General features: G+C 73.0%; 16 protein-coding genes. 6 read left to right on the top strand and 10 right to left on the bottom strand.

Annotated features, from left to right (window positions below; all coding sequences use genetic code 11):
- The first annotated feature begins 15 nt into the window (after positions 1-15).
- The 3 genes from panD to HNR30_RS39540 are packed head-to-tail and all read left to right on the top strand — an operon-like array spanning position 16 to position 4497.
- Positions 16-444: an aspartate 1-decarboxylase gene (gene panD / locus HNR30_RS39530; protein ID WP_181615309.1), complete on the top strand. Its 429-nt coding sequence runs from the start codon at positions 16-18 to the stop codon at positions 442-444.
- Positions 444-698, top strand: coding sequence for a phosphopantetheine-binding protein (locus HNR30_RS39535; RefSeq protein ID WP_181615632.1), 255 nt, complete (start codon positions 444-446; stop codon positions 696-698). The genes panD and HNR30_RS39535 overlap by 1 nt, the downstream gene beginning before the upstream one ends.
- The gene (locus tag HNR30_RS39540) at positions 679-4497 is read left to right on the top strand and encodes a non-ribosomal peptide synthetase (protein ID WP_181615310.1); all 3819 of its coding nucleotides are present in this window, start codon (positions 679-681) and stop codon (positions 4495-4497) included. Before HNR30_RS39535 ends, HNR30_RS39540 begins: the two co-directional genes overlap by 20 nt.
- 58 nt (positions 4498-4555) lie before the next feature.
- Here the strand turns inward: HNR30_RS39540 and HNR30_RS39545 are convergent, their stop codons facing one another.
- The 6 genes from HNR30_RS39545 to HNR30_RS39570 are packed head-to-tail and all read right to left on the bottom strand — an operon-like array spanning position 4556 to position 11558.
- A complete protein-coding gene (locus tag HNR30_RS39545) occupies positions 4556-5767 on the bottom strand; it encodes an MFS transporter (RefSeq protein WP_181615311.1) in 1212 nt (403 codons plus the stop codon).
- 14 nt (positions 5768-5781) lie between these two features.
- Positions 5782-6885: a GntG family PLP-dependent aldolase gene (locus tag HNR30_RS39550; protein WP_181615312.1), complete on the bottom strand. Its 1104-nt coding sequence runs from the start codon at positions 6883-6885 to the stop codon at positions 5782-5784.
- Positions 6882-8132, bottom strand: coding sequence for an ATP-grasp domain-containing protein (locus HNR30_RS39555; protein WP_181615313.1), 1251 nt, complete (start codon positions 8130-8132; stop codon positions 6882-6884). The genes HNR30_RS39550 and HNR30_RS39555 overlap by 4 nt, the downstream gene beginning before the upstream one ends.
- Positions 8129-9154, bottom strand: coding sequence for a PLP-dependent cysteine synthase family protein (locus tag HNR30_RS39560; protein WP_181615314.1), 1026 nt, complete (start codon positions 9152-9154; stop codon positions 8129-8131). Before HNR30_RS39560 ends, HNR30_RS39555 begins: the two co-directional genes overlap by 4 nt.
- Positions 9151-10062 carry a GHMP family kinase ATP-binding protein gene (locus HNR30_RS39565; RefSeq protein ID WP_181615315.1) on the bottom strand — a complete coding sequence of 304 codons (912 nt, stop codon included), beginning with the start codon at positions 10060-10062 and terminating at the stop codon, positions 9151-9153. Before HNR30_RS39565 ends, HNR30_RS39560 begins: the two co-directional genes overlap by 4 nt.
- Positions 10059-11558, bottom strand: a complete 1500-nt coding sequence (locus HNR30_RS39570) for an argininosuccinate lyase (RefSeq protein WP_181615316.1) — start codon at positions 11556-11558, stop codon at positions 10059-10061. Before HNR30_RS39570 ends, HNR30_RS39565 begins: the two co-directional genes overlap by 4 nt.
- A 133-nt stretch (positions 11559-11691) precedes the next feature.
- Between HNR30_RS39570 and HNR30_RS39575 the strand changes: the two genes are divergently transcribed.
- Positions 11692-12417 carry a helix-turn-helix domain-containing protein gene (locus HNR30_RS39575; RefSeq protein WP_181615317.1) on the top strand — a complete coding sequence of 242 codons (726 nt, stop codon included), beginning with the start codon at positions 11692-11694 and terminating at the stop codon, positions 12415-12417.
- Positions 12414-13055, top strand: coding sequence for a LuxR C-terminal-related transcriptional regulator (locus HNR30_RS39580; RefSeq protein WP_181615318.1), 642 nt, complete (start codon positions 12414-12416; stop codon positions 13053-13055). The genes HNR30_RS39575 and HNR30_RS39580 overlap by 4 nt, the downstream gene beginning before the upstream one ends.
- Positions 13056-13084: 29 nt before the next feature.
- Here HNR30_RS39580 and HNR30_RS39585 read toward each other — a convergent pair whose 3' ends face one another.
- Together HNR30_RS39585 and HNR30_RS39590 are read right to left on the bottom strand one after the other, a co-directional pair.
- Positions 13085-15706 (bottom strand): TIM barrel protein, encoded by a 2622-nt coding sequence (locus tag HNR30_RS39585; RefSeq protein ID WP_181615319.1) that lies wholly within the window; start codon positions 15704-15706, stop codon positions 13085-13087.
- Positions 15707-15751: 45 nt separating this feature from the next.
- Complete coding sequence (locus tag HNR30_RS39590; RefSeq protein ID WP_181615320.1) at positions 15752-16654, bottom strand: ThuA domain-containing protein; 903 nt, start codon at positions 16652-16654, stop codon at positions 15752-15754.
- A gap of 127 nt (positions 16655-16781) precedes the next feature.
- Here HNR30_RS39590 and HNR30_RS39595 point away from each other — a divergent pair, with 127 nt between their 5' ends.
- Positions 16782-18791: an outer membrane protein assembly factor BamB family protein gene (locus tag HNR30_RS39595; RefSeq protein ID WP_181615321.1), complete on the top strand. Its 2010-nt coding sequence runs from the start codon at positions 16782-16784 to the stop codon at positions 18789-18791.
- On the opposite strand, the gene HNR30_RS39600 is transcribed toward HNR30_RS39595, so the two are convergent.
- On the bottom strand, positions 18779-19516 hold the full coding sequence (locus tag HNR30_RS39600) for a citryl-CoA lyase (RefSeq protein ID WP_181615322.1): 738 nt from the start codon (positions 19514-19516) through the stop codon (positions 18779-18781). The genes HNR30_RS39595 and HNR30_RS39600 overlap by 13 nt on opposite strands.
- A complete protein-coding gene (locus HNR30_RS39605) occupies positions 19506-20636 on the bottom strand; it encodes a CaiB/BaiF CoA transferase family protein (protein ID WP_181615323.1) in 1131 nt (376 codons plus the stop codon). Before HNR30_RS39605 ends, HNR30_RS39600 begins: the two co-directional genes overlap by 11 nt.
- Between the last annotated feature and the right edge of the window lie 9 nt (positions 20637-20645).

Raw genomic sequence — 20645 nt, forward strand, 5'->3', positions numbered from 1 at the left:
GAGAAGGGACAGCCCATGTTGCTCACCATGTTCAAATCCAAGATCCATCGCGCCACCGTGACCCACGCCGACCTGCACTACGTGGGATCGGTGACCATCGACGAGGAGCTGATGGAGGCGGCCGGCCTGCTGGAAGGCGAGCAGGTGACGATCGTCGACATCACCAACGGCGCCAGGCTCGAGACCTATGTGATCACCGGGGAGCGCGGCAGCCGCGTGGTCGGCATCAACGGCGCCGCCGCCCACCTGGTCAGCCCGGGTGACCTGGTCATCATGATCGCCTATGCGCAGTACGCGGAGGAGGAGCTGAACCGTTACCGGCCCCGCGTCGTGCACGTCGACCACGCCAACCGCATCGTGGACGTCGACGCCGACCCCGCGCGCCCGGTGCCGGGGGCGGCCGACCAGCTCGTGCCCGCGCACGCCGCGAGGAGGCCGTGGTGATGGCCGCCGCCGTGCGGGAGGCCCTGGCCGGCGACTGGGCGGTCCTGCTCGGGCTCGACGACGTGGGGCCCGACGACGACTTCTTCGAGCTGGGCGGCCACTCGCTGATCGCCGTCCAGCTCGTCGCCCGGATCCGGGCGCGCCACGGCATCGAGCTCCCCGTCGCGGACGTGTTCACCTACCCGACCGTGACCGAGCTGGCCACGGTGATCAGCCAGGTGTTGGAGGCCGAGAATGCGGCTGGAAGCGTCTGAGAGCGCCCTGAGCCACGCCCAGGAGCGCCTGTGGGTCAACCACCTGTTGGATCCCTCGGGCGCGGAGTACAACGTGTGCCTGGCCCTGCGCCTGCGGGGCCGGCTCGACCCGCGGGCGCTGGGCGCGGCGCTGACCGCGCTCGCCGCCCGCCACGAGCCGCTGCGCACGGTGTACACCAGCCGCGACGGCCGCCCCGTGGCCACCGTGCTCCCTCCCCGTCCCGTCGGCCTGGACCTGCACCGGGTCGACGGCGAGGAGGGCGCGCGGCGCCTGGCAGAGTCGCAAGCCCGCACGCCCTTCGACCTGGCCTCGGGCCCGGCTCTGCGGGCGTGCCTGGCCGTGCTCGGCACCGACGACCACGTGCTGATCCTGACCGTGCACCACATCGCCTTCGACGAGTGGTCCATGGGCATCCTGCTGGCCGAGCTCGACACCCTCTACCAGGGCGGGGAGCTGCCGCCGCTGCCCGCGGCGCACGCCGAGGTGGTGGCCGCCGAGCGCGGAGCCGACCTGGACGCCGCGCACCGCCACTGGCGGGCGGCGCTCGACGGGCTGGCCGGGCTCGACCTGCCCACCGACCACGCCCCGGCCGCCGAGCCGTCCTCCGGGGGCGCGGTGATCACCTTCACCGTGCCAGCGCCCGTGGCCGCCGCCCTCGGCGCCGTGGGCAGGCGGGCCAGGGCCACGCCGTACATGACGGGGCTGGCGGCCTTCACCGCCTTCCTGTCGCGTTACTGCGGGCAGGACGACATCGCGATCGGCACCACGGTCGCCAACCGGGCACTGCCGCACTCCGAGCACCTGATCGGCGCCTTCTTCAACACCGTGGTCATGCGCGGAGACGTCTCGGGCGACCCCGGCTTCACCGGCCTGCTCGGCCGTACGAGGAACGCGTGCCTGGGGGCGCTGACCCACCAGCACCTGCCGTACCCGATGCTGGCCGACGGGCGCGCCCCGCTGTTCCGCGTGCTGTACGAGATGCACGCGGGCGTCCCCGCCGGGCTGCGGCTCGGCGATCTGGAGGCCGAGGCGTTCGAGTTCCCCGACACCGCCGCCAAGTACGACCTGGCGTTGTCGCTGATGCCGTCGGACGGCACGCTGGTCGGCCGCCTGACCTACCGGACGGAACTGTTCGAGCCCGGCACCGCGCAGCGCATCGCCGACTCCTTCCTCCACGTGCTGGAGCAGCTCGCCGCCGCGCCGGACACCCGGATCGGCGCGCTGGAGCTGCTGCCGCCCGACCGGCGCGCCGAGGTGCTGGCCGCCTCCACGGGCGCGCCGCCCCTCGGCCCCCTCGACCAGCGCCTCCACGACCTGTTCGTACGGCAGGCGCGGCGCACCCCGCAGGCCACCGCCCTGTCGTACGGGAGCACCCGCCTCAGCTACCGCGACCTCGACGAGCGCGCCAACCGCATCGCGCACTGGCTGCGCGGCCAGGGCGTGGGCCGGGGCAGCGTCGTGGGGATCTGCATGGAGCGCTCCGACTGGCTCGTCGCGGCCTTCCTGGGCGTCTGGAAGGCCGGCGCCGCCTACCTGCCGCTCGATCCGGGCCTGCCCGCCGAGCGCATCGGCTACATGGTGGGCGACTCGGGCGCGAGCCTGGTGCTGCGCTCCGCGCCGGACCTGGAGGCGGCCGTCGCCTCGTGCCCCGCCACCGACCCCGTCGCGCCCTCGACGCCCGCCGACCTGGCCTACGTGATCTACACCTCGGGCTCCACCGGACGGCCCAAGGGTGTCATGGTGCCGCACCGGGGGCTGGTGAACTTCCTGCACTGGTGCGTGTCGGCCTACGCGGTCGGCGGCGTGGGCGGCGCGCCGCTGTTCTCCTCCGTCGCCTACGACATGGTCGTGCCCAACATCTACACGCCGCTCGTCACCGGGCAGTGCGTGCACCTGCTCGACGAGGACACGAGCCTCGACGAGCTGCGCGAAGGGCTGTCCGGCCGGCCGTACGGCTTCGTCAAGCTCACCCCGGGGCATCTGGAGGTCCTCGCCGGCCAGCTGCCGCCCGCCGAGGCGGCGCGGCTGGCCGGGGTGCTGGTGGTGGGGGCCGACGCCTTCCCCGGCAGGGCGCTGGCCTTCTGGCAGGCGCTGGACCCGCCGCCCGTGCTGCTCAACGAGTACGGGCCGACGGAGGCGTCGGTGGCCAACTGCGTGCACACCGTCACCGGCCCCGTGGGCGGCGAGCTGGTCCCCATCGGCCGGCCGATCCCCGGCACCACCATGTACGTGCTGGACGCGGGGATGCGGCCGCTGCCCTTCGGGGTGCCCGGCGAGCTGTACATCGGCGGCGAGTGCGTGGTGCGCGGCTACCACGGCAGGCCCGCGCTGACCGCGGAACGGTTCGTGCCCGACCCGTACGGCGAGCCGGGGGCGCGGCTGTATCGCACCGGCGACCTGGGCCGCCTGCGCGCCAACGGCGAGTTCGAGTTCCTCGGGCGGCTGGACGACCAGGTCAAGATCAGGGGGTACCGTGTCGAGCTCGGAGAGATCGAGGCAGCGCTGGACGAACTGCCGGGAGTCGAGCGCTCGGTCGTGGTGGCCGCACCCGACGGAGCAGGAGGACGACGGCTCGTCGCCTACGTCGTCGGCGCCACCCCGCCGGCGCGGCTGCGCGCGGGGCTCGCCGACGCCTTGCCCGAGTACATGGTGCCCGCGCTGTTCGTGCCGCTGCCCGCGATCCCGCTCAACCGCAACGGCAAGGTCGACAGATCAGCGCTGCCGGTGGTGGTGAACGGGCACGCCGAGCTCCCCGCCGGCACCCCCGCAGAGCCCCCCACCGGCGCCTCCGCGCTCGCCGAAACGTTTCTCGGGCCGCTCGCCTCGCTGGTGACCGAGGTCCTCGGAGCCGCCGACGTGCGCCCCGAGGAGGACCTGTTCACCCGCGGCCTCGACTCGCTCGGCGCGGTCAGGCTCCTGGCCGCCGTCAAGGACCGCCTCGGCGCCACGGTCAAACTGCGCGCCTTCCTCACCGACCCCACCCTGGGCGGCCTCGGCGAGCTGATCTTCTCGGTCCCCTCCTCCCGCGCCCCGGAGCGCACGCGCCCGATCCTCGTCCCGCTCGCACCCGCCCCGGCCTCGTCCGCTCCCCCGGTCTACTGCGTGCACCCCCTCGGCGGCTCCGCCCACTGCTACGCCGCCCTGGCCGCCAGGCTCGCCCCCGACCGGCCCGTCCACGGCCTGCAGGCGCTCGACTCCGCCCAGGACACCCGCTCCCTCACCACCCTGGCCGCCCGCTACGCCGACGAGCTGTCCCACAGCGCCCCCGGCACTCTCGTGGGCTGGTCGGCGGGCGGCGTGCTCGCCTTCGAGACCGCCCGGCAGCTGCGCGAACGCGGCCACAAGAGCGAGCGCGTGCTGCTCGTGGACTCGGTCCCCCCGCAGGAGATGCTCCCCGAGCTGCTGGAGGACCTGCTGGAGCTGGAGGAGCTGATCGAACGCCTGGAGCCCCTCGGCCCGCGTGCCGCCCGCGCGGCCCTGCTGGAGCGGGAGGTCGGCTTCTTCGCCGGTCTCGGCCTGACCTCCGAGCAGGTCGGCGCCTACTACGAGGCGTACGGCCCCGGCCTGCTGCGGCTGTGGCGCGACGGCCTCGAAGGCCTGGCCGGCTACCGGCCGGCACGCTACGACGGGCCCGTCACCCTGCTCGTGAGCGAGAGCAACCCCGCCTGGGTCCGCACCGCCCAGATCTCCGGATGGCGATCCGCCGCCACCGACCTGACCGTCCGCATCGTCGAGGGCGAGCACCACGACCTGCTCCGCCCCACCCACGTCGGCCGCCTCATCCCGTGGCTGACGTGAACACGCGCAAGGGGCGGGCCGAGATCCCCGGCCCGCCCCTCCGCCACCTCCCCGCGGCTCAGCCGCCGCGCGTCACGGCCGCCGCACCCGCCAGGCACAACGCGGCGGCCGTCCAGAACACGACCGGGACCCCGGCCACCGCGCCCACCACCCCGGCCAGGGCCGCGCCCACCGGCATCGCGCCCGAGCCGACCAGCCGGCACGCGGCGTTCACCCGGCCCAGCAGCTCCTCGGGGATCAGGCTCTGGCGGCGCGACACCGCGATCACGTTGGTGACCGCGTTGGCCAGCCCGAGCCCGGCGGCGGCCGCGAAGACCGCCCACGTCACGGGCGCCAGGAGCGGCACCAGCAGCAGGACCCCGTTGAGCAGGGTGATCAGCACCAGGGTCCTGATCTGGCCGAGCAGGCCGCCCAGGGCGGAGGCGAGCACCGAGCCCGCCACGGCGCCCACGGCGAGGGTCGCGGCCAGCAGGCCGTACGCCTGGGGGGTCAGGCCGACGGCGGAGCCGGGGCCCGCCACCCAGAGCACGAACACGGCGAAGTAGGCGCCGTTGGAGAGGTTGACCAGGCCGGTGAAGGCCGTCAGCGAGCGCAGCGCCCGATGCCGCCACAGGAAGCGCAGGCCCGCCCCGATGTCGCCGGTCAGCGTGGTCCTGGCCGCGCCGGGCTCGACGCGGAAACGGCCGCTCATCGCGATCAGCACCAGGGCGCCGAGCAGATAGAGCAGCGCGGCCGCGCCGAAGACGGCCGAGGCGGACAGGCCCACCAGCAGGCCCGCCAGCGGGGCGCCGGCGAAGTGGTTGCCGAGCGTCTGCGTGGCGGTCAGCCGGCCGTTGGCCGCCGGCAGCCGGTCGGACGCGACCGTCATGGGCAGCACCGACTGGGCGGCGGTGTCGGCGAAGACCTCGGCGATCCCGGCCAGCAGGACGGCGGCGATCAGCAGCGGGAGGGAGAGCCAGCCGAACCAGGCGGCGGTGGCGGCGCCGGCCAGCACCGCCGCCCGCGTCCACCCGGCGGCGGCGACGATCCGCCGCCGGTCGGCCCGGTCGGCGATCGCCCCCGCGTGCAGGGACAGCAGGAGCCACGGCAGCGTCGTGGCGACGCTGACCAGGGCGACGGGCAGCGGGTCGGCCGACAGGGAGACGGCCAGCAGCGGAACGCCGACGAGCAGGACCCCGTCGGCGAGATTGGTCAGGCTGGTCGAGGCCCACAGAACGTGGAAGGCCCGCCCCAGCCCCGCGCCCTTTTCGGCGGTCGGTTCCGCGGCCACCTCGCTCCCCTCCCTCACCGGGGACGGCCCGTCGGGGCGAGCAGGTCGGCGAAGACGCCGACGGCGCGGTCGATCGCGACGTCCGTGACGTTCGCGTGCGTCACCGCGCGGATGCGGCCGTGCCCCAGCTCCTCCACCCGCACCCCGCGCCGGTGCGCGGCCGTGATGAACGAGCGCGTCGTGTAGCGCTCGTCCCGCACCCGGAAGAACACCATGTTGGTGATCGGCGGCCCCGGATCCAGCCGGATGCCGGGGATCCGCGACAACCCGCGCGCCAGCCGCGCGGCCCGCTCGTGGTCCTCGGCCAGGCGTCCCGTCATCTCGCTGAGCGCCACGATGCCGCACGCGGCGATCATCCCCGCCTGCCGCATGCCGCCGCCGAGCATCTTGCGGATGCGCCGCGCCTGCGCGATCGTCGCCCGGTCGCCGGCGAGCACCGACCCGATCGGCGCGCACAGCCCCTTCGACAGGCAGACCTGCACCGTGTCGGCGTAGAAGGCGATCTCGGCGGGCATCACGCCCAGCGCCACGGAGGCGTTGAAGATGCGGGCGCCGTCGAGGTGGAGCGCCACCCCGTGGGCCCGGGTCAGCTGGGCGACCTCGGCCAGGTAGTCGAGCTGCAGCGGGATGCCGCCGCACCGGTTCTGCGGCGTCTCCAGGCTCACCACGGCGGGCGGCGCGATCTGCGGGTCGGTGCGGTCGACGACCAGCGACTCCTCCAGCGCCTCCAGGCTGATCGTGCCGTCGGGCAGGTTGGGCAGCGGGTCGTAGACGATGCCGCCGCACATCGAGGCCCCTCCCGCCTCGTAGACGTACAGGTCGGACTCGTGGCCGACGATGGCTTTGCTGCCACGACGGCAGTGGGCCAGGAGGGCGGCCAGGTTGCCCATGGTGCCGCTCGGCATGAGGCAGGCGGCCGCCTTGCCCAGCAGGTTGGCGGCCAGGCGCTCCAGCTTGATGACGGTCGGGTCCTCGCCGTACACATCGTCGCCGAGCGGCGCGTTGGCCGCCGCCTCCAGCATCTCGGGCGTGGGCAGCGTGAAGGTGTCGCTGCGTAACTCGACGCTGTCGTCGAGCTCGGCGGGCACCGGCTCGCGGGTGTCCAGCAGGGTGGTCATCGCACTCCCATCGGTTGGCGCAGTACGGGGCGGAGCAGGTCGAGCGCGGCGTCGAGGGTCCCGTGGAGCCGCGCGTGGTCGGGGGCGTGGGCGATCACGTGGCCCAGCCGGTCGTAGCTGCTGCGCGCGTGCCGTACGGCGCTGCCAGGAGCGGCGGTGACGGTCACCGCGTCGACGTGCTCCAGGGCCAGGGCGTGCTCCACCCCGCCGATCTCGGCCAGCACCGCGTCGGGCGGCGGGTCGTGGGCGAGCAGGAAGGCGATCCCGGCCGGCAGGAAGATCTCCGGCAGCGGCGGCACGGGCAGCCCCAGGGCGAGGCGCAGGTGGGCCTCGACGAGGTCGAAGCCGCAGGAGGTACGGATGACCTGCGGGATCATGCCCCCGGCCGGCCGCGCGTTGACCTCGACGACGTAGCCTCGCCGGTCGATGAGTTTCATCTCGACGTGGGTGACGCCGTCGGTGACGCCGAGGGCGGCCAGCGCGCGGCAGGCGGTCTGCGCCAGTGTCCTGGCCGCGTCGTCGTCGAGCGGCGCGGGGAAGACGTGGCGGCACTCGACGAAGGACGGCGGCGGGGTGACCTGCTTGGCGACGATGCCCACGCACCGGTGCGCGCCGCGGGCGCTCAGCATCTCGACGCTGAACTCGGGCCCGTTGAGGTAGCCCTCGACGAGGGCGGTGCCCGAGCTGCGCTGGCCGCGGACGTTGACGGTGCTGCCCAGCAGCTTGCGGCAATGGGCCAGGACCTCCTGCGAGGTCGTGCAGAGGACGACGTCGAGGGAGCCGGTGTCGTCGACGGGCTTGACCACGCACGGCATGGCGATCCTGGCCAGCGTGGCCTGGACCTGCCGTTCGAGGTCGTCGTCCGGCGTGATGACCTCGAAGGCGGGCGAGGGCAGCCGCTCGGCGGCCAGGATCCGCCGCATGCGGCCCTTGTCGCGGCAGGCGGCCACCGCCTCGGGCGGGTTGCCGGGCAGGCCCAGCTCGCCGGCGGTCCTGGCGACCGTGGTGACGTAGAACTCGCTCGTCGTGGTGACGCCCGCGATCTCGCCGAGCTCGTCGCGCAGCACCCTGGCCAGGTCGCCCTCGTTGGTGTCGCAGGCCAGCACGCGCACGCCGGTCTCGGCCAGGCCCGCGTACCGGGAGGGGTCGGCGGTGGCCAGGACGGGCGTGCTGCCCAGGGCGCGGGCCCCGGCGAAGGCGAGCATGCCGGAGCCGGTGGTGTTGGACTCGACGAAGACCAGGTTCATGCGTACTCCAGCGCGCGGCCGAGCCCGGCGTACGACCAGCTCGCCGCGGTGTCGGTGATCTCGATGCGGCGCGGCTCGCCCGGCACGCTCAGGTCGGTGAGCTGGTGGGCGGCGCGGTACTCGGCGCTGTAGATCGTGTTGACGTAGCGGTCGCCGCGGTCGGGGAAGATCGCCACCACCGTGGCGCCGGGCCCGAGGCGGGCGCCCAGCCAGCGCGCCACGAGGTAGGCCGAGCCCGAGCTGTTGCCGGCGAACAGCTTCTCGTACGAGGCCAGCTCCAGGGTCCCGGCGAAGGCCTCGCGGTCCGACAGCCAGTGCACCTCGTCGATCACGGAGAAGTCGACGTTGGCGGGGATCAGGCTGTTGCCCAGGCCGCTCTGCAGCCGCTGGGGATGGTCGGGCTGGCCGAAGATGGCGCTGCCCACGGCGTCGACGGCGACCACGCGCAGGCGCGGGTTGCTCCGGCGCAGCGCCCGCGCGGTGCCGCAGAGCGAGCCCCCGCTGCCGACCGGGCCGACCAGCACGTCCACCGAGTCCAGCTCCGCCAGCAGCTCATCGGCCAGCTGGGTGTAGGCGGCCGGGTTGGCCGGGTTGTCGTACTGCCGCGGCCAGAACGCCCCCGGGTTGGCGGCCATCACCGCCCGCAAACGTTCGAGCCTGGCGCTCTGCCAGCCGTTGCCGGTCATGGCGGGCACGATGTCGAGCGTGGCGCCGAGCGCACTGAGCTTGGCCATCGTGAGCGGGTCGATGCGGGGATCGGTGACGATGTGGACCGGATGCCCCAGGTAGCCGCCGACGAGGGCGACGCCCAGCGCCAGGGTGCCGGAGGAACTCTCGACGATCAGGCCGCCCTCGCGCAGCGTGCCGTCGGCCCTGGCGGTCAGGATCGCCTGCTTGGCGACGCGGTCCTTCATGCCGTAGGGGTTGGCCAGCTCGAGTTTGGCGTGGACGGAGCCGCCCGCGCGCAGGCGCAGCAGCGGGGTGCGGCCGATGGCGTCGATGGCGTCTGTTCTGAGTGTCATGTCCTGCTCGTGCTCCTGCAGACGATGAGCGGCCGCCCCAGGCGCTCCAGTTCCTTGAGCGCCCTGGCCAGCCGGGGACCGTGGTCGGGGTCGTGGCGCGACAGCAGGATGCCGAGGCAGGTGCCGCTGTGGCCGACGACGGTGCCCAGGCCGCCGACCTCGCGGCAGATCTCCTCGACCTGCGCCAGGTGGGGCTTGGGGTTGAAGGTCTGGAACAGCCGGGCGCTGGCCGTGGAGACGGCGCCCACGGCGGCCAGGTCGCGCGTGCGGACCGCGGTGGTGAGCTGGTCGAGCAGTTCTCCGTACCTGTCGGCCCAGTGGGGCGGGATCGGTTTCCTGGTCCTGTTGAAGGTGATCGTGTCGACGCTGTCGCCGTCGTCGATTCCGGCGATGGTCAGCTGGGGCAGCACGCCCAGCCGCCGGTGCAGGCGTACCTCCCGGTGGAAGAAGGCGGTGATGCCGGGATGCATCACGCCGTCGGACGGCTCGATCTCGGCCATCAACTGCTTGAGCCGCCTGTTCGGCAGTTTCAGCCGGAAGGCCGAGTCGACCGCTCGCGCGGTGGCGACCAGATCGGCGGTGGAGCTGGCCATGCCCTTGCCCTCGGGCAGCGAGCTGTTGAGCATCAGCCAGCCGCCGGTGTGCCTGCCGTGGGCGGCCAGGATGCGGGTGGCCAGGCGCTGGGACTTGCCCTTGTGCGGCGGGGAGACGATGACCTGGTCGAGCTGGGGGTCCGGCTCGAAGACGGCCTCGACGTAGAGGTCGACGGGGAAGGTCACCAGGAAGTCGGTGCCCGGCCGCAGGATGCCCTGCAGCAGTTCGCCGAAAGTGCCGGGCGCCCTGCCCCTGCCGACGCCTCCGGGGCCGGAGGATCCGGAGATCTCGCTGGTCAGCAAACTAATGGTCATGCCGCGTCGCCCGCTTTCTGTCCGGAGGTGCGCTGCCAGGCCGAGCTCAGCCGTACCGACTGCGCGCCGGCCCGCCGGGCGACGGCGGCCAGCCGGAGGTCGACGCCCTCCAGGAGGCGGTGGACCTCCTCGGGCCTGGTCGACCCGCTGGTGCGCCTGCGCGCGACGCTCGCCTCCGCGTCGAGCAGCGTGCGCAGCCACACCTCGGTGACCGAGAGCGGGTGTCCCTGGTCGGCGGCGGCCTTGGCCAGTCCGTCGGCGGTCAGCAGGCCGGGCGTCAGGTCGTCGCCGGGGCCGAGCTCCTGCGTGGCGGCCAGGATCCACGCGCCCACCACCACCTGGGCGGTGCGGGCCGGGATGCCGTGCTCCAGGGTCAGCCGGTTGGCCACGGTGGAGGCGGCCAGCAGGTCGCCGCGCACCGCGCGGGCGGCGCGTTCCCGCTGGAAGCGCAGCCGGCGCACGACCTGCTCGGTCAGGGCGAGCATGGTGCCGCACAGCGAGAACAGGTCCTCCAGGAAGCGGGTGCTCTCCTTGGAGACCTCGACGAGGTTGGTGTAGCCGGTGTTGCGCTGGCCCACCATGAGGTCGACCGACAGGCCCACCAGGTGCCCGCTCATGCCCCTGGCACGCTCCAGCACCGGGAAGTTGCGCTTGTGCGGCATGACGGAGGAGATGCCGGCCAGCTCGTCGGGCAGGTCGAGGAAGCGGCAGCTCGATCCGCTCCACCAGATGAGGTCGGTCAGGAAGCGGCTGAGCGTGGTGCCGAGCACCGACAGCTCGGCGGCGATCCGCGACGCCCAGGCGCGTGAGGCGACCGCGGTCAGCGCGTGCGGCTGCGGGCCGGAGAAGCCGAGCGCGTCGGCGAGCCTGGCCCGGTCCCAGGGCAGCTCCAGCCCGGCGAACGCGCCCGCGCCGAGCGGGGAGAGGTTGATGGAGTCGTACAGGGCGTGCAGCGACTCGGCCGAGGCGGTGGCCGACTCGGCGAGGGCGGCCAGGTAGAAGCCGAAGGTGATCGCCTGAGCGGTCTGGTGCTGGGTGTAGCCCGGCATGACCGAGCGGTCGTGGCGGGCGGCGACCTTGCGGGCCGCCCTGGCCAGGCCGGTCACGGCCGCGGCCACGCCCAGCAGCCGCTCTCGTCCCAGCATGAGCTGGGCGCAGGCCTGAACGTCGTTGCGGCTGCGGTCGACGTGCCAGGCGCCGGCCTTCTCGGTGAGCCCGTTGTGGACGCAGCGTTCCAGGGCGAACAGGGCGTCGGACATGGCGGAGGACCGTTCAGCGGTGACCCGGTCGGCCGTCAGATCAAGCAGCCTGCGCCGGATGGCCGCGGCGGTGTCGTGGTCGAGCAGCTCCATCCTGAGGTACTCGTCGAGGTGGGCCAGCTCGATCCACTGGTAGTGGCGCAGCAGGTGGCGCATCTCCCACTCGAAGCGGCGGCCCAGAACCTCCTGGTCCAGCAGCTCGGCGGGAGCCTGCTTGATCCGTCCTGTCGGAATCATGTTCTTCACGGTGACAGCGGCCCCTGGGCCTCACCAGGCGGAATCACCGGCGATATCGGCCGGGTAGCCGCCGCGATATCGACGGATAACACCCCCTTCCTACGGTGAGGCCATCCGATCGAGGAGGGTTTCTGTGCAGACCGCGTTGCTGCCTGACGGCCAGAGATTCGCCCAGCTGCTGCGCACGCATCGTGACAGGGCGCGGCTGACCCAGGAGGAACTCGCCGAACGTGCCCGCATGAGCGTGCGCGCCCTGCGCGACCTGGAGCGGGGCCGTACCCGTTATCCCCACCGCACCTCCGTGCACCGCCTGGCGGCGGCCCTTGAGCTGACCGGCGAGGAGCGGGTGGCCTTCGAGTCGACGCCGCCGCGCTCGGCCGGCGGTCCTGGGCGGGCCGCGTGGGAGCCGCCCCCGGCGAGCGCCAGCATCGCCCTGCGCTGGGTGCCGCTGCTGAGGGAGGTCGAGGACGCGGTCTGCACCGGGGCGGGCGGCGGCCATCCGGCGGTGGTGACGATCGCCGGACCCGGTCGCGGCACGTTCGCCGTGCAGTGTGCCCACGTGGTGAGGGTCAGGCTGGACCTGGAGGTGATCTACGTGGATCTCGGACGCGAGGTCCGCGACGTCGAGACCCTGTGCGCGCAGGCCCGCCAGGCCCAGCTGGAGCGGGCGCTGGACGGCAGGCGCTGCCTTCTCGTGGTGGACGGGGTGCGCGCGGGTGACGATGTCGGGCCGCTGCTCCGGCTGGGCTTCACCGGCGTGTTGATCGCCGCGGAAACGACCGGCGGGACGGACGGCGGGGCGAGCCGCGTGCCGTACGGCGGGCCGGACGGGGTCACGCGGCGGGTCACGCTGACATGAGCGAGATCCGGGTGCTGGTCTGCCATCCCGAGCAGCTGCTGCGCTCCGGGATCAAGGCGCTGCTGAACTCAGAGCCGGGAGTGCGTGTGGTGGGCGAGGCGGCCGACGGCTTCGACGCGCTGTCCAAGGCGCGCGGGCTGCGGCCGGACGTGGCGCTCATCGAGGAGCGGCTGGTGGGGCTGCCCGGGGTCGAGGTCACCGAGCGGCTGGCCGACGGCGTGCGCTGCATCATCCTCATCGAGCATCCGGACACCATGTTCGAGGCGGTCAAGGCCGGGGCCCGCGGTTTCCTGCTGCACTCCAGCGGCCAGGACGAGCTGCTGGGCGCGGTGCGGGCCACCGCCAGGGGCGAGGCGTTCTTCGCCCCGCAGGTGGCCAGCAGGTTCCTGCAGCGCTTCGAGAGCGGGCTGCGCCAGCCGGCGACCGCGGTGGCCGACACGCTCACCGAGCGGGAACGTGAGGTGCTGGGGCTGGTGGCGGAGGGCATGGACAACGCCGAGATCGCGGCCAAGCTGTACGTCAGCAGGGCGACGGTGAAGTTCCACGTGTCGAACCTGCTGGTCAAGCTGGGTCTGCGTGATCGGCTGCAGATCGCGGTGTACGCCCACCGGGTCGGGGTGGTGGGTGCGCTGAGCTGAGCGGCGGGCCGGGCGAGTGTGGATGGACCTCACGAGCAGGTACGGCCGGTGGCGAGGTGGCCGCGGGTGGCGCTGATCGCCAGGCGGGCGTGTTCCTTGGCGCCCACCTGGGCCACCAGCAGCGCGTGCGGGATCTCCAGCGCGTAGGGGATCCCGCCGGGCAGGGCGTCCAGGATGCCCCGCACGTCGATGCCGCCCTCGCCGGGGAACAGGCGCTCGAAGCGGGCGGTGTGGATCAGCCCCTCCTGGGTCGCGGGCACCGAGGCGGGCGCGTCGCAGACGTGGGCGAAGTGGAACCACTCGCGCGGCAGCGCGCGCAGCTCCTCCAGGCTGGAGCCCGAGCGGGCGAAGTGCAGCAGGTCGATGAGCATGCCGGCATTGGGCTGGCCGGCGGCGCGCAGCACCCGGGTGGCCTCGGCCAGGTCGGGCGTCTCGGTCCACGACGGGAACTCCAGGTCGACGGTGAGGCCGAGGGGTCTGGCCAGCTCGCACAGGCGCGCGTACCGCTCGGCCTTGCGCGCGAAATCGGGGTCGGGCAGCTGGGTGATGACGTGGCGGGCGCCGAGCTCGGCTCCGGCCTCCAGGAAGCGCAGGTAGTCGCGCGGGTTGCCGTCGGGGCCGATCCTGGCCAGCTCGATGTCGAGGACCTCGATGCCGGTGGCCGCGAGCCGTACCTTGGTCGTGCGCATGAGGGCCGGGTCGGTGGCGAGCGGATGGTGCGGTTCCTGCGGCGTGACCGGCGTCAGGCGCAGCCCGACGTAGCGGTATCCGGCTTCGGCGGCCGCCTCGACCAGTTCGGGCGGTGACAGGCTGAGCGCGGTCAGGTGGGCCAGGCTGTAGTCGTGGCGTGAGGGTCCCGGGGTGTGCCGCAGGGCGGCGAGCCTGCGGCGGCGGTGGGCGGCCATGCGGACGGCGGTGCTGTTGGAGGCGCCGTATCCGGTGTAGCCGCCGGTGCGCTGCACCACCTCGAAGAAGATCCGCGATCCCAGCAGCTCGCTGTAGACGTGGAGATACTCGCCGCCGGCGTCGCGGTCGTAGAGCACCGAGTGTTCCCGCATCGTGGCGAGCATGGGCGGGGCCAGGCGGGCGTCGAGGTCGTCGTAGTAGTTGCCGGGGATCTTCAGCAGGTGCGGTCCCATGGCCTTCGCGCACGCGAACACATCGGTGGTGGAGAAGGCGATGTGCTGCGGGCTGTGGACGGTCGGGGCCCAGTCGCCGCGCCGCAGGGGCGCGGTGTTGAGCGTGATCCGCACGGTGTGGTCAGGGTCGGTCGCGGCCCTGGTGTGGATCAGGCCGAAGGGCGCGGGCAGCTCGGTGGTCTGGTCGGGGCGCATGCCCAGCACGGCTCGGTAGAAGAGCACGGCGTGGTCGAAGTCGTCGACCGACTCGGTGAGCGCGACGTGGTCGGTGCCGGTTATCAGGCCCTCGTCGCGCGGCGGCTCGCCGGTGGGCAGGAAGTCGCCGAGCCAGTCGCGTCCGCAGAAGAAGACGGCGGTCCCGTCGGGGGCGGCGACCGAGCGCAGCTCCGCCTCCTCCGGGCGGCGGGCGCGGGGCAGCACGGGCGCCAGGAGCCGCTCGGCCCGCCGCGCCGAGCCCTCGGGGTCGGCGCTCTCCACGGCCAGCGCGCACAGCGAGGCGCCGCCGGCGTGCCCGCTGCGCTGCGCGGCGTGGTTGAGCAGGATCCGGGCGCCGCCCTGCTCCCACAGCTCGACCGGCTTGGAGCGGTGCCGTCCGGTGCGGGCGAATCCGAGGGCGCCGAGGATGGCGGCCACGGCGGGTCCCGAGACGTCGTCGACGGCCAGTTCGGTGAAGGCGTGCCCGGCCAGGCGCGGCGCGGGTGGCAGTCCGTGGGCGCTCTCCTGCAGCGCCAGCAGCGAGCGCATCGCGTCGACGGCGGCCTGGCGCGGGTCCGACTGCCGGTAGACGTCGTTGACGACCTCCAGCGAGAGCGGCCCTCGGTAGCCGGTCTCCAGCACCTGGCCGACGAAGCCGGTCAGGTCGAAGGCGCCCTGGCCGGGGAAGAGCCGGTGGTGGCGGCCGAGCTGGAGCGGGGCCATGGCCAGGCGCGGCGCGTCGGCCAGCTGCACGTGGAAGATCTTCTCGCCGGGTACGGCCCGCAGCCCGGACAGCGCTCCCCCGCCTCCTGCGAGCATGTGGAAGCTGTCGAGGCACAGCCCGAGCGCGGGGTGCGCGGCCCGCCGCACGATGTTCCACGCGTGCAGGTAGCCGGTGACGTGCCTGCCCCAGGCCTGCGCCTCGTAGGCGACGCGCAGGCCGCGCAGCTGGGCGCGCACGGCCAGCGAGTGCAGGTGTTCGGCGGCCAGGTCGTCGTCGTCCACGGCCAGGGCGGATTCGGTGGAGCAGACCAGCAGCGTGCCCGCGCCGAGCTGTTCCAGGACGTCGAACTTGCGCTCGGCGCGGCGCAGGTCGGGTTCCGGCATCGACTCGAAGTCGCGGAAGGGCTGGTAGGCCTCGATCGACAGGCCCAGGTCTTCGCATTCCTGGCGTACCCGGCGCGGGGACCAGGTGCTCATGACGAGGTCGTCCTCGAAGATCTCGATCCCGCCGAAGCCGGCGGCCGCGGCGGCTGCCAGCTTGTCCTCCAGTGTGCCGGACAGGCACGCCGTCGAGATGAGCAGGCGAGGGGCCATGCCGTCCACCCTCTTATTGAACGAACTAGATAATTACTTATAGGCCTAGCGGCAGAAGGGCGCCATGCCCATCGCCGACTTGATGCCCCCGACCAGGTGCTGGGTGAAGTACTGGTCGCCTTCGAGCGGCTCGTCGGTCCAGGCCTTGACGTCGTGTCCGAGCGTGGTCAGCCAGGCCCTGCCGCCGTCGTAGTACTGACACCAGCTCACCGGGTGCTCGCGGCCGTGTCCCGGATGCCCGAGGCTGCCGCGCACCCCGCGGGCGAGCGTGCTCTCGTCGACCTTGGCCAGCACCCGCACGCGCGTCGGATAGGGCACGAGGTTGTACCACTCGTCGCTGAAGTTCCAGCGGTGCGGCAGCTCCTGCACCGAGACGTCGCGCCGGCCGACGGTCTCCACGACGCCGGGCTGGTGGGCGCTGTGGTCGTAGAAGTTGGCATTGCCGAGCAGGCCTTCGTACCAGGGCCAGTTGTACTCCGTGCCGAAGGCGTTGTGCACGCCCACGAAGCCGCCTCCGGCCCTGACGTACTGCCGCAGTGCGGTCTGCGCGGGGTCGTCGAGGGTGTCGCGGGTGGTACTGAGGAACATCACCGCGTTGTAGCGCAGCAGCCGTCCCGCCGAGCCGAGCTGGGCGACGTCCTCGGTGTAGTCGACGGCGAAGCCGTTGTCCCGGCCGAGCCCGACGACCGCCTTCACCGCGACGTTGTCGTCGTTGAGCGGCGGGTTGAGCCCGGGGCCGAGCGGGGTGCCCAGGTGCGCGTGGCGCGGGCCCGCCGTGCGGGAGTAGACCAGCAGCCGGTAGCCGTCGGCCGGGTCGAAGTTGCCCCAGTCGTGGTAGCAGCGCGAATCGGTGCCACGGCAGACGCCGTAGTCGGGGTCGCCCAGCTCGGTGGCGCCCACCGGCGAGACGACCAGGCCTAAGAGCAGAGCGGCGAGGGTGATACGCATGGACCGCCTCCACTAGATGGACCGAATGATCCGAACAGTGGATTGAACGTAGCCGGGCGGCGCGATATACACAAGACCAGCCTCCGGATCTTTGAGTCCACCTAGCGGACCATTGGAAGGATCTCGCATGCTCCGTCGCAGGGAATTACTCATGGCCGCGGCAGCGGCTCCCGTCCTCGCCCACCTCGACACCTCACCCGGCCTGCCCGGCCGCGACTTCCCCAAGGTCGGCGGCGACCTGGCCAACCAGAACCACAGCACGCTGCGCGGCATCCACCGCGGCAACGTCAGCCGGCTCAAGGGCGCCTGGGTCAACCACATCGAGGGCGGCGCGATGGCGGGCAACAGCCAGAGCACCACCGTGGCCGTGGACGGCGTGCTCTACATCGAGTCGGCGCTGGGCAACGTCACCGCCGTCGACGGGCGCACGGGGCAGACGAGGTGGAAGTACCTCCAGACCCGCGGGCCGCTCACCCGCCGCGGAGTCGCCGTCGGCGCGGGCAAGGTCTTCACCTGCGGCAACGACAACTGGCTGATCGCCCTGGACCAGGCGACGGGCCGGGTCGTGTGGGAGCGCCAGCACCTCGGCCACGGCAACCTGGAGAAGGTCGCCGTCGTCTACCACGACGGCCGGCTGCACGTCGGCACCAACGACGGCCCGCGCGGCGCGGCGCTCTGCTTCGACGCCGAGACCGGCGACAAACTCTGGCACTTCTGGGGCGCCGCCGGGCCCGGCGAGTTCGGCGGCGACACCTGGGAGGGCCAGTCGGCCCTGCAGGGCGGCGCCACCCCGTGGATGCACTGCGCCATCGACCCGGGGCTCGGGCTCGTCTACTGGACCTTCGGCAACGCGCGCGGCGGCCGGTCGTCACAGGACGGCTCCGAGCGCGGCGGCATGAACCTGTTCGCCAACTCGATCGTGGCCCTCGACCTGGCGACCGGGGCCTATCGCTGGCACTTCCAGTCGGTCCACCACGACATCTGGGACATGGACAACGTCATGGCCCCGGTGCTGTGCGACATCGGCCGCCGCAAGCTCGTGATCTACGGCAGCAAGACCGGCATGTACTACATCCTGAACCGGGTCGACGGCACCGCCCCGCTGGGCATCGACGAGCGGCCCGTGCCCCAGGAGCCCCGGCAGAAGACCTGGCCCACCCAGCCCTTCCCGCGCCAGGGCGGCTGGACCGAGCAGATCCCGGTGCTGCAGCCGCTCGGCACGGCGATCCCCGGCGACCCCAACCGGGCCGTGCCGAACTTCACCATCGGCCCGCTCTACACCCCCCACTGGGACGAGCCGATCCTCACCATCCCCGGCCACGGCGGCGGCGCGGACTGGAACCACCAGTCCTTCAGCCGCCGCACCGGCCTGGTGTACACCGGCTTCGGTTACGTCGCCGCCGCGCACTCCCTGACCGAGTCGTCCAACGGGCTGCGCCCGCCCGGGGAGTACATGACGGGCGGCATCGTGGCCGTCGATCCGTCGACGAACCGGGTGCGGTGGAAGAAGCGCATGCCGTACTCCATGGCCCACGGCAACGGCATCCTCACCACCGGCTCCGACCTGCTGTTCGTCGGGCAGCCCGACGGCAACCTGCTCTGCCTGGACGCCCGCAACGGCCGCGAGCTCTGGCGATGGCAGACCGGCGCCTCGGTGAGCAGCAGCCCGATCGCCTACGAGGTCGACGGCGAGCAGTACCTCGCCGTCTACGCGGGCGGCACCGGCATCCCGTACGGCGACTCGGCTCCGCGCGGCGACCACCTGTGGGCCTTCAAGCTGGACGGCACGCAGCCGCCCGCCGCCACGCCGGCGCCGCCGGTCGTGCGGCGGCCCGTCTCGGGCCCGCCCGTGGAGGGCGACACGATCGTCATGGGGCGCGTCAACGGCGGCGCCGTCGAGTCGGACGCGGTGAACGCCTTCACCCCCACCCACCTGCGGGTGCCCGCGGGGACGACGGTGACGTTCGTCAACCCGGCCGGCAACGTCAAGACCAGGAAGGCCACGCAGTTCTTCGAGGGGCTCTTCGACTTCACGCTCAAGCCCGGCGAGAGTGCCACGTTCACCTTCACCGAGCCGGGCGAGTACTTCTACAACGGCGGCCGCCCGGCCGGGAAGGTCGAGGTCTATCCGAGGTAGGTGGGCTGGATCGACGGCGGCAGGGGACCCTTGTTGCGGCGCCCCTGCCCCGACTCCTCCCAGGCGTGGGCCAGGATGCCGACGCTGCGGCTGAGCACGAACAGGCCCCTGGCCAGGGGCGCGGGGAAGCCGAGCTCGGCGTAGACGACGGCGGTGGCGCCGTCGATGTTCATGGGGACCGGGTGGATGATCCGCTCGACCCGCAGCGCCGCTTCCAGGAAGTGCCCGGGGACGAGGCCGTCGGAGCGTGCCTCGGCCACCAGGTGCAGGAGGGGGTCGCGGCGGGGGTCGTAGGAGTGGAACCGGTGGCCGAAGCCGGGCAGGTAGCGGTCGCGGGCCCGCCATCGCGCGACCGCCTCGTCGCCCTCCTCCACGACCTCCTCCAGGAGCCGCACGCACTGCTCCCCCGCCCCGCCGTGCACGTCGCCCAGGAGGTTCACCCCGGTGGCCACGGCGTTGTTGAGCCCGACCCCGCAGGTGATCGCCATCCGGGCCACGGCGATCGACGGGGCGTGCGGCCCGTGGTCGACCCCGGCCACCAGGGCGGCCTCCAGCAGCGCGGCCCGCCGGGCCTCGGGCAGCTCGCCCCTGAGCATGAGCCAGATCATCTGGCCGAAGCCCACCTTCCCGATGAGCTCCTGCACCGGGTGGCCGCGCAGCTCGATCAGCCCCGGCGAGACGCGGGAGACGGCGGTGCCCCACCAGTCGGCGGCCTCAGTGCTCATTGTGCTGTCCCAGCAGGGGAGGCGGACCGCTCGGCCGCAGCGGCGCCGAGTCGACGAGCACGCCGTTGCCCATCACCCGCAGCGCCCGGTCCGAGCCGCCCGGGAACTTCAGGTCGGTCAGGAATCCCCGGTGCCGGAGCTGGTCGAGCTCGAGCGCCTGCGGCACGGTCAGGATGCGGGCCGCGGGCACCCCCGCCGCCGAGAGCACGCGTTCCCACTCGGCGGCGGGCCGCGCCCGCAGCGCCTCGGTGAGCTCGGTGTTCAGCTCCTGCCTGTGCCGTTTGCGCGCCTCCCCGGAGGAGAAGCGCGGGTCTGCGACGAGCGAGGGCCGCTCCACCAGCCTGCACAGGGTCTCGAACTGCTGCTGCTGGTTGGCGGCGATGTTGAGCGGCCCGTCGAGGGTGTCGAAGGTGCCCGAGGGCGCGGCGGTGGCGTTCTGGTCGCCCATCGGCTCCGGCGCGACGCCGCTGACCAGGTAGTTGGAGACGGCCCAGCCCATCGCGGAGATCGAGGCCTCCAGCATCGAGACGTCGAGGAAACATCCGCGTCCCGAGGAGGCCCGCCCGGCGAGCGCGGCGCAGACGGCCAGTGCGGACATGAGCCCGCCCACCGTGTCGCACACGGGGAACCCCACCCGCAGGGGCGCGGTCGAGGGGGTGCCGGTGATCGCCATCATCCCGGACAGGCCCTGGATGATCTGGTCGTAGGCGGGGGCCTGCGCCATCGGCCCGGTCTGCCCGAATCCCGAGATGGCGCAGTAGACCAGGCCGGGATTGAGCGCCCGCAGGGCCTCCCACGGGTAGCCGAGCCTGCCCAGCACTCCGGCACGGAAGTTCTCCAGCAGCACGTCGGCCGAGCCCGCGAGTTCCTCGAACCGCTCGCGTCCCGCCGCGGACTTCAGGTCGAGCTCCACCGATTTCTTGCCGGCGTTCTGGGCCAGGAACGAGGCGCCGATCCCGGCGGCGTTGAGCGTCGGTTCCGGGCCGAGCCTCCGGGCGAGGTCGCCCACGCCGGGCAGCTCGACCTTGGTGACCTCGGCTCCGAACAGGGAGAGCTGGTAACTGCAGTACGGGCCGGCCAGGACGTTCGTCAGGTCGAGGACCTTGATCCCCTTCAGCATGAAGTCTCC

Origin of the sequence: Nonomuraea soli (assembly GCF_013761175.1) — a bacterium.
GTDB lineage: Bacteria > Actinomycetota > Actinomycetes > Streptosporangiales > Streptosporangiaceae > Nonomuraea > Nonomuraea soli.

Excerpts from the sequence above, each read along its gene's own strand:
- HNR30_RS39540 (WP_181615310.1), top strand. The coding sequence starts at position 679 with ATGCGGCTGGAAGCGTCTGAGAGCGCCCTGAGCCACGCCCAGGAGCGC.
- HNR30_RS39600 (WP_181615322.1), bottom strand. The coding sequence starts at position 19,516 with ATGAGCACTGAGGCCGCCGACTGGTGGGGCACCGCCGTCTCCCGCGTC.
- HNR30_RS39560 (WP_181615314.1), bottom strand. The coding sequence starts at position 9,154 with ATGACACTCAGAACAGACGCCATCGACGCCATCGGCCGCACCCCGCTG.
- HNR30_RS39565 (WP_181615315.1), bottom strand. The coding sequence starts at position 10,062 with ATGACCATTAGTTTGCTGACCAGCGAGATCTCCGGATCCTCCGGCCCC.
- HNR30_RS39535 (WP_181615632.1), top strand. The coding sequence starts at position 444 with ATGGCCGCCGCCGTGCGGGAGGCCCTGGCCGGCGACTGGGCGGTCCTG.
- HNR30_RS39580 (WP_181615318.1), top strand. The coding sequence starts at position 12,414 with ATGAGCGAGATCCGGGTGCTGGTCTGCCATCCCGAGCAGCTGCTGCGC.
- HNR30_RS39590 (WP_181615320.1), bottom strand. The coding sequence starts at position 16,654 with ATGCGTATCACCCTCGCCGCTCTGCTCTTAGGCCTGGTCGTCTCGCCG.
- HNR30_RS39550 (WP_181615312.1), bottom strand. The coding sequence starts at position 6,885 with ATGACCACCCTGCTGGACACCCGCGAGCCGGTGCCCGCCGAGCTCGAC.
- HNR30_RS39555 (WP_181615313.1), bottom strand. The coding sequence starts at position 8,132 with ATGAACCTGGTCTTCGTCGAGTCCAACACCACCGGCTCCGGCATGCTC.
- HNR30_RS39605 (WP_181615323.1), bottom strand. The coding sequence starts at position 20,636 with ATGCTGAAGGGGATCAAGGTCCTCGACCTGACGAACGTCCTGGCCGGC.
- HNR30_RS39570 (WP_181615316.1), bottom strand. The coding sequence starts at position 11,558 with ATGATTCCGACAGGACGGATCAAGCAGGCTCCCGCCGAGCTGCTGGAC.
- HNR30_RS39585 (WP_181615319.1), bottom strand. The coding sequence starts at position 15,706 with ATGGCCCCTCGCCTGCTCATCTCGACGGCGTGCCTGTCCGGCACACTG.
- panD (WP_181615309.1), top strand. The coding sequence starts at position 16 with ATGTTGCTCACCATGTTCAAATCCAAGATCCATCGCGCCACCGTGACC.
- HNR30_RS39595 (WP_181615321.1), top strand. The coding sequence starts at position 16,782 with ATGCTCCGTCGCAGGGAATTACTCATGGCCGCGGCAGCGGCTCCCGTC.